At 49.1% G+C, this 11456-nt stretch carries 7 protein-coding genes; 6 read left to right on the top strand and 1 reads right to left on the bottom strand.

The window, feature by feature from the left end:
* Window positions 1–25: 25 nt before the first annotated feature.
* Window positions 26–1705, top strand: a complete 1680-nt coding sequence (locus N836_RS57190) for a glycerol-3-phosphate dehydrogenase/oxidase (protein WP_023073850.1) — start codon at window positions 26–28, stop codon at window positions 1703–1705.
* Between the two features lie 211 nt (window positions 1706–1916).
* A complete protein-coding gene (locus N836_RS57195) occupies window positions 1917–2915 on the top strand; it encodes an NAD(P)H-dependent glycerol-3-phosphate dehydrogenase (RefSeq protein ID WP_023073851.1) in 999 nt (332 codons plus the stop codon).
* On the opposite strand, the gene N836_RS57200 is transcribed toward N836_RS57195, so the two are convergent.
* Complete coding sequence (locus N836_RS57200) at window positions 2912–4513, bottom strand: hypothetical protein (RefSeq protein ID WP_152532183.1); 1602 nt, start codon at window positions 4511–4513, stop codon at window positions 2912–2914. The genes N836_RS57195 and N836_RS57200 overlap by 4 nt on opposite strands.
* A gap of 589 nt (window positions 4514–5102) precedes the next feature.
* Here N836_RS57200 and psaA point away from each other — a divergent pair.
* The 4 genes from psaA to N836_RS57220 all read left to right on the top strand — a co-directional run.
* On the top strand, window positions 5103–7370 hold the full coding sequence (gene psaA / locus N836_RS57205) for a photosystem I core protein PsaA (RefSeq protein WP_023073853.1): 2268 nt from the start codon (window positions 5103–5105) through the stop codon (window positions 7368–7370).
* A gap of 23 nt (window positions 7371–7393) precedes the next feature.
* On the top strand, window positions 7394–9598 hold the full coding sequence (gene psaB, locus N836_RS57210; protein WP_023073854.1) for a photosystem I core protein PsaB: 2205 nt from the start codon (window positions 7394–7396) through the stop codon (window positions 9596–9598).
* A gap of 214 nt (window positions 9599–9812) precedes the next feature.
* Complete coding sequence (locus N836_RS57215; protein ID WP_023073855.1) at window positions 9813–10991, top strand: response regulator; 1179 nt, start codon at window positions 9813–9815, stop codon at window positions 10989–10991.
* A gap of 226 nt (window positions 10992–11217) precedes the next feature.
* Window positions 11218–11456, top strand: a 239-nt coding sequence (locus tag N836_RS57220) for a helix-turn-helix domain-containing protein (protein ID WP_023073499.1), incomplete at its 3' end; no start/stop codon positions are given.

The following is an 11456-nucleotide window of genomic DNA, read 5'->3' on the forward strand; positions in this document are numbered from 1 at the left end:
CAGATCGTTACTTTTGGTGGCAACTATGCCTGATTACTCAACAGTAGAAGCGACGACCTACGATTTGATTGTGATTGGTGGTGGTATCAATGGCGTGGCTGTGGCCCGTGATGGTGCACTCCGTGGCTTAAAGACAATTCTGATCGAGAAAGGGGATTTTGGTAGCGGTACCACGAGCTGGTCGAGCCGTCTGGTACATGGTGGTTTGCGCTACTTAGAGTATTTTGAATTCAACTTGGTGCGAGAGTCGCTGCGGGAGCGGGAGATTTTGCTGCAGACAGCCCCTCACTTGGTAAAACCAATCCAGATGACGATTCCTATTTATGCTCAGGGATCTCGCAGTTACTGGGAAATTCAGGCAGGGATGGTGCTATATGACCTGCTGAGCTATGACAAGAGCTTGCCCAATCACCGCATGTTAGGGGCCAAAAAAATGAAGCAGTTATTTCGGGCGGTGGAACCGGAGGGCTGTCGTGGTGCGGCTCAATACTACGATGCTCAAGTGGAATATGCTGAGCGGCTGTGTTTAGAAGTGATGTTGTCGGCCCAAGAGGCTGGGGCGACTATGCTGAGCTATGTAATTGTGGCCCAGCTGCAACGGCAAGGTAATCGGGTTTCGTCGTTGCTCTGTCGTGATAGTGAGACGGGTGAGGCATTTACGGTGCATGGTCATGAACAAACAGTCGTGATCAATACGTCTGGTCCCTGGGTCGATCAGGTGTGTCGTAGTGGTATTCAAGGGAATGCCCCAGCCCCCGTGGGTAAAACTCGAAAAATTGGCGGTACACGGGGTAGCCATCTGATTGTAGATAAATTCCCTGGGGCACCGGATGAGGCCCTTTATGTGGAGGCATTGACGGATGGTAGACCTTTCTTTATCCTGCCGTGGTTGGGGATGTGCCTGATCGGCACCACAGATATTCGCTTTGAGGGTGATCTAGATAAGGTTCATGCTAGCAATGACGAAATTGATTATTTATTAAATGAAACCAATCGGGTGATTCCGACGGCGCAGCTGACACGGAAGTCGGTGCGGTTTACCTATGCCGGGGTGCGGCCTTTGCCCTATAGCGATAGTAAAAAGACGAGCAGTATTACGCGCAGCCATATACTGTACGACCACACCTCTGAAGCAGTAGAGAATATGGTTTCTCTGATTGGCGGCAAGCTGACGACTCATCGCCAGGTAGGAGAGGAAATGGTGAATGCTGCATTGAAGAAGTGCAAGCAGCCGCCTCAAGGTCACTCTGCTACCAGACAAGCTCCTCTGCCGGGGGCGATTTTGGCTGGCGAGGCTAAGAAGCTGATGACGATGGCTAATCGAGATTTGGTGGCTCATCTTTTATCGCTTTATGGTGCTCGTACACCCCAAGTATTGGCCATCATTGAGGAGTTTCCTGAATTAGCTGAGCCTATTGTGCCAGGTCAGCCTGATGTTAAGGCCCAGATTGTTTACAGTGTGCGTGCGGAGTTAGCTCGTACCTATGTGGATATTTGCCGACGACGGACAGCCTTGGCGATGCGAAGGGATTATGGTTTTGTGGCCTTACCAGTGGTGGCGGAGGTCTTAAAGCGTTACTGTGACTGGTCTGAGGATAGATGCGATCGCAACCTGCGCGACTACTACACCTATATGCGCGACAACTGCATTCCTGACTATCAGCTTGATCAATATCAGCCCCCCGTGGCTGCGCCAGTGGCTTAGGCTAGTGATAGGTTCTTAAAGCTTGAGTTTTGGGTTTTGAGTTGATTGCGATTGCTGATTTAGGGGATGAGTTGATCGGTAGCACTTGCTATTTGACTATCTCTTACAGCTAAAGCCATTCTGAGGATCAGCGATGCCAATCTTTTAATTCAAAACTCAAACTTCAAACTTCAAAATTATGTAGAGCCTTTTTTTAAGGGAGCATTGTCCTGTGGTTACATCATCTGCACCATCTGAAACTCCGACGATTCCGTTGGCCCAAGCGCTCAAGCAAACAGCTCGTGTCACTGTGTTGGGGGCTGGTGCCTGGGGAACTGCTTTGGCCAGACTGGCTTTAACCAATGGTAATCAGGTGCAGATTTGGTCACGCCGAGGGCCGTCGGATCTGGCAACGGCTGTGGCAGATGCCGATATTGTGGTTTCGGCAATTTCTATGAAAGGGGTGGCTGCTCTAGCAAGTCAACTACAGACGGCTAAGCTTAAATCCTCCACGATTTTGGTGACGGCAACCAAGGGTTTAGACCCCGAGACCACACGTACCCCGTCGAAAATTTTTAACGACACATTTCCAGATAATCCAATTGTGGTGATGTCTGGTCCTAACTTATCTAAGGAAATTGAGGCGCAGCTACCGGCGGCTACGGTGGTGGCTAGCACAGATGTGGAGGCCGCAGCGAAGGTACAGCAGGTCTATGCATCCGAGACTTTTCGCATTTATACCAGCCCTGACCCAGTGGGCGCTGAGCTGGGGGGTACCTTGAAAAATGTGGTTGCGATCGCAGTGGGTGTTTGTGATGGCCTAAAACTTGGGTCCAATGCAAAGGCGGCTCTGATTACTCGGGCGATTCCTGAAATGTTGCGCATTGGCGTACACATGGGGGCTCAAATTGAAACCTTCTATGGGCTCTCAGGATTAGGGGATTTGCTAGCAACCTGCGATGGTACTCTCAGCCGCAATTATCGAGTCGGTTATGGCTTAGCCCAGGGTAAAAAACTAGACCAGATTTTGGCAGAGTTAGGCAGCACGGCTGAAGGTGTTAACACTACCCATGTCCTGATTGACATTGCCAATCGAGAAGGGATTCCAGTCCCGATTGCCCGCCAGGTACATCGGCTGCTGCGCGGTGTGGTGACGCCTCAAGAAGCTGTAGAGGGTTTGATGGAACGGGAGCTAAAGCCAGAAGCCTGTGATCTGCAAGCTAGAAATTAGCGATCGCCTCCATAGGTTTGCATGGAGCGATCGCGATAGTCATAGAGCCGTTGCAGATACCGTCGGGTTTTAGCAGTAGCTCCATCCTCATCTGACTCTGCCTCCTGAGATATCTCCTCTACCTCTTCATCAACTGTTTCCGTTGACGATTCATCAGACACCTCATCATTGATAACAGGATTAGAGGTAACAGGATTAGGACTTGATTCAGACTCCATTGTCATCTCTGGCTCTGTTACCATTTCTGGGCTGGAGCTGGATTGATTTTCCAGTGTGTCAAATACCTCAGTGTCTGGTGCAGTCTCCTCCACTGGCTGAGGTTCATTAGCAGACTCATCCGGCTCAATATCAGGCCCACTAGACTTTTGATCTGCCGCCGCGCTATCTAACAATTGATCAGTATTGTCTGAGGACTCGGTTCCAATTTTTTCTGGTGGGCTCTCAGACTCGGCTTCAGCCGCTTCCGGCTCAGTCACGTCTGGAATGATACTGTCAGAATCTGACTGGTCCTCAGACTTGGCGTCAGTCGCCTCGGGCTCAGTCGTATCTATCACGACGTCATTAGATACCGGAGTCTTCTCTGGCTCCTGCACTGCATCTAGATCCTCAGGTAGTAATTTTTCAGCAGGCTCAGGCACTTCAAGAACCGGTGGCTCATAGGTCGGATCAACAATGCTGCCTACCTCTGCTAACGTCAGGTCTCCTCGGGTAATTTTGGCCAGACCGTCATCAAGAGCAGGATCGTATTCAATCAGGCGCACAGTGTTGTTAAACACACCTTGGATTGGCTGGCCATCATCATCAACCAGGGTAAGCTGCACCCAATTTTTACCTGGTTTCAAGCCCTTGATATAGACAGCGTCCCAATCTTTAAGAGTGAAACTGTCGCCATTAATGGTGTAGCGCACCTGCCAATCAGAAATTGTTGGATTATCTTGGGCGACCTGATGCAAAGGAGCATCGGTAAGATAAAAGTCCAGTAAAACCGGTTCAGCACCATAGCGACCGACTGGCGCACCGTAAGTCAGCAAAGGCTGGCCTCCAACCGGAGAGTTTTCGTCCGTTTTGGCCAAGACGTGAAACGTGACCTGGGCATAGGCACCTGTATTTTTGAAGCTTTCATGCCAGGGACGGGTGGCAAAGGCTCTGATCGTATGGGTCCCTGGCGTTAAATTTTCAATAATAATAGGCTCCTCAAGGTTATAAACCGAGCCATAGGGCTGATTGTCAATCATTAGCTCTATGTGAGGCCCCATATTCCAGGTTTCATCCTTATATATAGGTAAATCCTGTACTTGGAAAACGACGGTGACGGCGGTGTCGTCAAAAATCTGCTCAGCTTGGGGCTGACGAATTTTCACCTGAGGCTCATAGGTATCCAGCCATGGGGTTAACTCACGAATCAGACTGGGGGTGTCTACCTGTTTGATTGACGGACGAGATGTAGATAAAGGCGAGGTCTCACGGGCATTAGACGGCTCAATTGTCTGGGGTTGGCTGCAGCCATTGATTAATAGCAGCACCACTAAAATCAACGGTCCAACCATCTTGGTTAACTGCTGCTGTAAATGTCCCAAAACATTAAAGACCAAGGCCATGGTGTGCATCTTCCGTGACAGTTAAGTTCGGCTCCGTTCGCCTCCGGTCACGAACTCGCCTAATCGATACTAGCTGCCTGTCGGTCAAGCTTGATCGACAGATTTTGTTTGACCTTAGCCCTGGAGAACAATTCCTTATTTGATTTGCAAAACTTAATAAAAGTAGTCATATGTATATATGGATTTCAGGCTCTGTCCATTGGTAGAGCCTATGGTGTTCATTAAGAAAAAGAGGCCGAACTTTCCAGGTTGTATGCAGGTTTTATGGCCTGACGCCAGAAATAGAGGACTATATTGAGATTTGTTAATGTCATCCATGCTTGATGTCAATTTTGTGCAAACGACTACCTTGCGACCCTTACCCTAAGAGGATTTCGGAGGTTGAATTATTGTTAACTCGACGGGGGATCGGTGAAGCGCCGAGACTATAATGCTCAAGAGCAATCCCGTTAAGTGTTGAGCATCAGCGTTTCTACTGCGTTAACATCTCGGTAGCAAATGTTTGCAATTGTTTCGAAACTAAAGAAGCATTTTGCTTGTCTCGCCTTTTTGGGCTGTTCGTTCTTTGTCTAGAGAGAGGAGAGTCTCCATGACAACTACCCCGCGGGAGCGGGAGGCAGCAGTCAAGGTGACAGTTGATGAAAATCCGGTACCTGTTTCTTTTGAGAAATGGGGTAAGCCTGGACACTTCAGCCGCGCCTTGGCTAAGGGACCCAAAACCACCACTTGGATTTGGGATCTCCACGCCGACGCTCACGACTTTGATAGTCACACCAGTGACTTAGAAGACATTTCTCGTAAAATTTTTAGCGCTCACTTTGGTCATTTGGCCATCGTGTTCATTTGGCTGAGTGGCATGTATTACCATGGCGCTCGGTTCTCTAACTTTGAAGCTTGGTTAGCAGACCCCGTTAATATTCATCCCAGCGCTCAGGTGGTTTGGCCCATTTTTGGTCAAGAAATCCTGAACGGTGAAGTGGGCGGAGGCTTTCAAGGTATTCAGATTACGTCTGGTTTATTCCAGATGTGGAGAGCAGCTGGTTACACCAATTCATTCCAGCTTTTGTGTACCGCCATCGGTGCGCTAGTAATGGCTGGTTTGATGATTAATGCTGGTGTATTCCACTACCACATCAAAGCTCCTAAGCTTGAGTGGTTCCAGAATGTGGAGTCCATGATGAACCACCACCTAGCTGGTTTGTTCGGCTTGGGTTCATTGAGCTGGGCTGGTCACCAGATCCACGTTGCTCTGCCTGTTAATGCTTTATTGGATTCCGGGGTGGCTCCACAGGATATTCCTTTGCCCCACGAGTATCTACTAGATAAAGCGTTCATGGCTGACATCTTCCCGAGTTTTGCTCAGGGACTTACGCCATTTTTCACCCTGAATTGGGGTGTCTATGCTGACTTTTTGACCTTCAAGGGAGGCCTTAACCCCGTTACGGGTGGTCTTTGGATGACTGATATTGCGCATCACCACTTAGCGATCGCAGTCATGTTCATCTTTGCTGGCCATATGTACCGCACTAACTGGGGTATTGGTCACAGCATGAAGGAAATCCTAGAAGGTCAGAAGGGTGATCCGTTGCTCTTCCCTGCTAAGAATGGCCATGATGGTTTGTTTGAGTTCTTGACCACGTCCTGGCATGCTCAGCTGGCTATCAACCTGGCTATGGGTGGTTCGGTAACGGTAATTGTGGCTCAGCATATGTATGCGATGCCTCCGTATCCTTACCTAGCAACTGACTACGCAACTCAGTTGTGCCTGTTCACTCACCATATGTGGATTGGCGGTTTCTTGATTGTGGGTGGTGCTGCTCACGCTGCGATCGCGATGGTTCGTGACTACGATCCGGCCATGCATGTCGACAACGTGCTCGACCGCGTCCTTCGCGCTCGTGATGCCATCATTTCTCACCTCAACTGGGTATGTATTTTCCTAGGCTTCCATAGCTTTGGTCTATATATCCACAACGATACTATGCGTGCCTTGGGTCGTCCCCAGGACATGTTCTCTGACAGTGCGATTCAGCTTCAGCCAATTTTCGCCCAATGGCTGCAGAACCTGCACACCTTAGCTGCTAGCGGTACAACTGCTCCTAATGCAATTGGTCCTACTAGTGTTGCTTTCGGTGGTGACATGGTTGCCGTTGGTGGCAAAGTCGCCATGATGCCTATTGCCCTTGGCACAGCTGACTTTATGGTGCACCACATCCATGCGTTCACCATTCATGTAACTGTCCTTATCCTGCTTAAGGGTGTGCTGTACTCCCGTAACTCTCGCCTCATCCCTGATAAGAGCGAGCTGGGTTTCCGCTTCCCTTGCGACGGCCCCGGTCGTGGTGGTACTTGCCAGGTATCTGGTTGGGACCATGTCTTCCTCGGTCTGTTCTGGATGTATAACTCCATCTCCATTGTGATTTTCCACTTCAGCTGGAAGATGCAGTCGGATGTATGGGGTACCGTTTCCGGTGGTACGGTGTCTCACCCCGCTGGTGGTAACTTCGCGACGAGCGCCATTACTATCAACGGCTGGCTCCGTGACTTCCTCTGGGCTCAGGCTTCCCAGGTAATCAACTCCTACGGTTCGGCTCTGTCCGCCTACGGTTTGATGTTCTTGGCTGCTCACTTTATCTGGGCATTCAGTCTGATGTTCCTGTTCAGTGGCCGTGGCTACTGGCAAGAGCTGATCGAGTCCATTGTTTGGGCTCATAATAAGCTCAAGGTCGCTCCTGCAATTCAGCCTCGCGCACTGAGCATCACTCAGGGTCGTGCGGTTGGTGTAGCTCACTACCTACTGGGTGGTATTGCTACAACTTGGGCGTTCTTCCATGCTCGAATTCTGTCGATTGGTTAGCAGGGAGGACTTAATAGAAACCTATGGCAACTAAATTTCCAAAATTTAGCCAAGACCTCGCTCAGGATCCAACCACAAGACGGATCTGGTACGGGATTGCTACATCCCATGACTTTGAAAGCCACGATGGCATGACGGAGGAAAATCTTTATCAAAAGATTTTTGCTTCTCACTTTGGTCACCTGGCAGTCATCTTCCTCTGGGTATCCGGCAACCTGTTCCACGTTGCTTGGCAAGGTAACTTCGAGCAGTGGGTCGCTGACCCCCTCGGTACCAAGCCCATCGCCCACGCGATTTGGGATCCTCACTTTGGCCAGAATGCGGTGGATGCGTTCACCCAGGCTGGCGCTACTGGCCCTGTTAACGTTGCGTTTTCTGGGGTTTACCACTGGTGGTACACCATCGGTATGCGGACCAACGGCGACCTTTATTCGGCGTCCTTGTTCTTAATAGTGCTGTCCTCAATCTTCCTGCTTGCAGGTTGGTTGCACCTACAGCCTAAGTTCCGTCCCAGCTTGTCCTGGTTCAAAAATGCTGAGTCTCGCCTAAACCACCACCTAGCTGGTTTGTTTGGTGTTAGCTCCCTGGCTTGGACTGGTCACCTGGTACACGTTGCAATTCCTGAGTCCCGTGGTGTGCACGTTGGTTGGGATAACTTCCTGACTGTCATGCCTCATCCCGCTGGCTTGGCCCCCTTCTTCACTGGCAATTGGGGTGTGTACGCTCAGAGCCCTGACACTGTAAACCATGTGTTTGGTACATCTGAGGGTGCAGGTACTGCAATCTTGACCTTCCTGGGCGGTTTCCATCCTCAGACTGAGTCTCTATGGCTCACTGACATGGCTCACCACCACCTAGCTATTGCGGTTGTCTTCATCATTGCTGGCCACATGTACCGGACTAACTTCGGTATTGGCCATAGCATCAAGGAGATCCTCAATGCTCACAAGCCTCCTAGCGGTAAGCTTGGCGATGGTCACAAGGGTATGTTTGATACTCTCAACAACTCCTTGCACTTCCAGCTAGCTCTGGCTCTGGCTTCCTTGGGTGTGGTAACTTCTCTGGTTGCTCAGCACATGTATGCGTTGCCTCCTTATGCTTTCATGGCTAAGGATTACACCACCATGGCTGCGCTTTACACCCACCACCAGTACATTGCTGGTTTCATCATGATGGGTGCCTTTGCCCACGGTGCGATCTTCTTGATTCGTGACTATGATCCAGCTGCGAACGCTAACAATGTGTTGGCTCGTATTCTGGAGCACAAAGAAGCGATCATCTCTCACCTGAGTTGGGTATCTTTGTTCCTCGGTTTCCATACTCTGGGCCTCTATGTACACAACGATGTTGTAGTTGCCTTTGGTACTCCCGAGAAGCAAATCCTGGTTGAGCCTGTATTTGCCCAGTGGGTACAAGCTGCTTCTGGTAAGGCCCTATATGGCTTTGATGCCCTACTTTCCAATGCTGATAGTGCAGCTACTGCTGCTGCTAGCGGCATCTGGCTACCTGGTTGGTTCGAAGCTATCAACAGTGGCACTAACTCTTTGTTCTTGACCATTGGCCCTGGTGACTTCCTGGTTCACCACGCTATTGCCCTAGGTCTCCACACCACTACTTTGATTTTGGTCAAAGGTGCGTTGGATGCCCGTGGTTCTAAGCTAATGCCCGATAAGAAGGACTTTGGCTATAGCTTCCCTTGTGATGGCCCTGGTCGTGGCGGTACTTGCGACATCTCTGCATGGGATGCCTTCTACCTAGCCATGTTCTGGATGCTCAACACTATCGGTTGGTTAACCTTCTACTGGCACTGGAAGCATCTGGCTATCTGGTCTGGTAACGTAGCGCAGTTTAACAACAGCTCTACTCACCTGATGGGTTGGTTCCGTGATTATCTGTGGTTGAATTCTTCCCAGTTAATCAATGGCTATAACTCCTACGGCATGAATAACTTGGCTGTTTGGGCCTGGATGTTCCTCTTCGGACACCTGGTTTGGGCGACTGGTTTCATGTTCTTGATCTCCTGGAGAGGTTACTGGCAAGAGCTAATTGAGACCATCGTTTGGGCTCATGAGCGCACTCCTCTAGCTAACCTAATTAGCTGGAAGGATAAGCCGGTTGCTTTATCCATCGTTCAGGCGCGTCTGGTTGGTCTAGCTCACTTTACTGTGGGTTACGTTCTGACTTATGCTGCCTTCCTAATTGCATCGACCTCTGGCCGATTTGGCTAAGTTGATTGCTCCCTAGGAGAATGAAAAAAGCCCTTCAGCTCAGCCTGAAGGGCTTTTTGTTTGCTAAGCTTTTGTCGCAATAAAAAGTGCTTAGTAATTTAGTGGAACTTGTTTGGCGATATTGTCAATGGTCTTTCAGGTACTTAGCTACTGTTGAGTGTCCTTAATTGTACGGGAACTCTTGATATTGCTTGGTCTGTATCAGGAGGTTGACATGGGGACGAGGGCCAATATTATCCAGCTGTGTCGATCAATGGTTCACTCCCATGGGAGTAGTCACCTCCAGGTTGAGGCAAATAGCGTGACCTGGAAAGTCTTTGTCCATAATGGTCAACTTCAATATGCTGTCCATTCCCTGCAAACGTTAGAGATGCTGATGCATCATTTAGCAAAATTGGGGTGTGCTTTGTCAGTATCAGTGCGTGAAGGTTTAACCTCTTCAATGAAAGACGCCCAACCATGGGATCTGCACCTTCAGAACGCGATTAAACAGCTTGAACAGCAAGGCCTGATAACGGCTGCAGTTTCTAAAGCCGTAAAGCTTTCTCTGTCTAAGGATGCTTTAGAGTCATTGCTGTGGTTACCAGAGGTTAAACATAGTATTGAGTCTTATCAGACTGACTATATGTCTCTAATGCCATTAGAGACAGTTCTCGATGAACTAGAATCCCGCTTGCAGAGTTGGCAGCAGCTACAGCCTGTGGTGAAATCACCTTATCAACAGATTTCATGTCCTGATAATAGCCGCCTTAATCAACCTGTTGTTAATGGCCAGCTTAATCAATCACTGCTGTCAATGCTGGCTCAGCTGATGCAGGGTAATAGTCTTTATCACGTTGCATTTTTACTTAAGCAGGATAGCCTGAGGGTAGCACAGCTGTTATCTCCTTATATTCAGCAACATACGTTTGTGCTAACCTATCCAGTTTTTCCTTTAAATAAGCTGCCGAGTGTGCCGCGTCGGATATTACCTCAGATATCGCATCAAACACTTTCAGTGTCTCAGCCTCAAAAGGCTCCAAAGATTGTATGTATTGACGATAGTCCAGCAATGCTGGACACGTTGAAGAGTTATTTGGAAACAGATGGCTTTGACGTCGCTACACTGGAAAACCCCATGGAATCGATGTCAATGTTGTTTGCCATGAAGCCAGATATGATTTTGATGGATGTATCTATGCCTGGTATTAATGGCCGACGTTTATGCGAAATCCTTAGACGGAGTAGTGCGTTTAAGGATTTACCGATTATTATCGTTAGCAGCAATGCCAGTGTATTAGATAAAGCAAAAGCCGAATCTTCTGGTGCGACAGATTACTTACAAAAGCCTTTCTCGCAGGCTGAGCTTCTAGCTATAGTAAAAGCCCATCTAAAGATGGCGACGCATGTCTAGAAAGCTAATCATAGCCCTGATGAGAGCAGGATGTGGCCTTAATTGCAAAATCACACTAACTTCGGGCTCATGGCCGTTTTTGGTGCTCGCGCTACCCTCACCTGAACCATCGCCTCAGGAGACTATCTATTCCTCCAAATCAGTCGCTTGGCCAATAGGTCTAATACCAATTCTGTAATTAAGAGCTACACATGGTAGAACTGAGGTGCAGCCTTCAATGTGAGCGATGTCAGGCATTTACCATCTTGAAATTACCGAAAGTGAAGACGAGCTCAAAGCTCTCCTGAGAAGTCAAAAAACGGCCTCGTCAAAAGAGCGAATTCAATTCCTCTATTTGCTTAAAAGCGAACAGGCTTCGACAATCCAGCAAGCTGCCAAATTATTAGGTCGTCATCGGGTCACGGTCCAAAAATGGGCGAAGCGTTATCGAGACGGTCAGCTAGCGGGATTGTTGAGTCATAAGCC

Origin of the sequence: Leptolyngbya sp. Heron Island J, from assembly GCF_000482245.1 — a bacterium.
Classification (GTDB): Bacteria; Cyanobacteriota; Cyanobacteriia; order Phormidesmidales; family Phormidesmidaceae; genus Leptothoe.

What these genes read in the sequence shown, in the direction of transcription:
- psaA (WP_023073853.1), top strand. Translation starts at nt 5,103, where the DNA reads ATGACAACTACCCCGCGGGAGCGGGAGGCAGCAGTCAAGGTGACAGTT.
- N836_RS57190 (WP_023073850.1), top strand. Translation starts at nt 26, where the DNA reads ATGCCTGATTACTCAACAGTAGAAGCGACGACCTACGATTTGATTGTG.
- psaB (WP_023073854.1), top strand. Translation starts at nt 7,394, where the DNA reads ATGGCAACTAAATTTCCAAAATTTAGCCAAGACCTCGCTCAGGATCCA.
- N836_RS57200 (WP_152532183.1), bottom strand. Translation starts at nt 4,513, where the DNA reads ATGGCCTTGGTCTTTAATGTTTTGGGACATTTACAGCAGCAGTTAACC.
- N836_RS57215 (WP_023073855.1), top strand. Translation starts at nt 9,813, where the DNA reads ATGGGGACGAGGGCCAATATTATCCAGCTGTGTCGATCAATGGTTCAC.